General features: G+C 71.7%; 1 pseudogene. It reads right to left on the bottom strand.

Annotated elements, in window-relative coordinates:
* Nucleotides 1–619: pseudogene (locus tag SLNSH_RS24330) on the bottom strand (haloacid dehalogenase); the annotation flags it as partial.

Genomic DNA, 619 nt, shown 5'->3' with positions numbered 1-619 from the left:
GCCCCGACCTCGACGGCGTCGAGCTGGACCTCCTGCTCGCTCCCGTCCGGCCGGATGAGCCGCGCCGTCTTGGGCGCGAGGTCGAGCAGGGCCCGGATCGCCCCGCCGGTGCTTTCGCGGGCCCGCAGCTCCAGCACCTGCCCGAGCAGCACCAGCACCGTGATCACCGCGGCGGCCTCGAAGTAGACCGCCACCGAGCCGTCATGGGCCCGGAAGGCCGGCGGAAACACGCCGGGCGCCAGAACGGCGACCATGCTGTAGGCCCAGGCGACGCCCGTTCCCATGGCGATCAGGGTGAACATGTTGNGCCCGTTCCCATGGCGATCAGGGTGAACATGTTGAGGCTGCGGTTCACCAGCGAGGCCCAGGCCCGCACGAAGAAGGGCCAGCCGGCCCACAGCACGACTGGCGTCGCCAGCGCCATCTGCACCCGGTTGGAGACGCCGCGCGGAACGTAGTGGTCCAGTCCCGTGAGGTGGCCGCCCATCTCCAGCGCCAGCACCGGCAGGCTCAGGGCGAGGCCCACCCAGAAGCGGCGGGTCATGTCCCTGAGCTCGGCGTTCTCGTGCGCACCGGCGGCTGCGACCACGGGCTCCAGCGCCATGCCGCAGATCGGGCA

It is taken from the genome of Alsobacter soli, from assembly GCF_003004785.1.
GTDB classification, from domain to species: Bacteria; Pseudomonadota; Alphaproteobacteria; order Rhizobiales; family Beijerinckiaceae; genus Alsobacter; species Alsobacter soli.
This window is presented reverse-complemented; position numbering and strand designations above follow the sequence as displayed.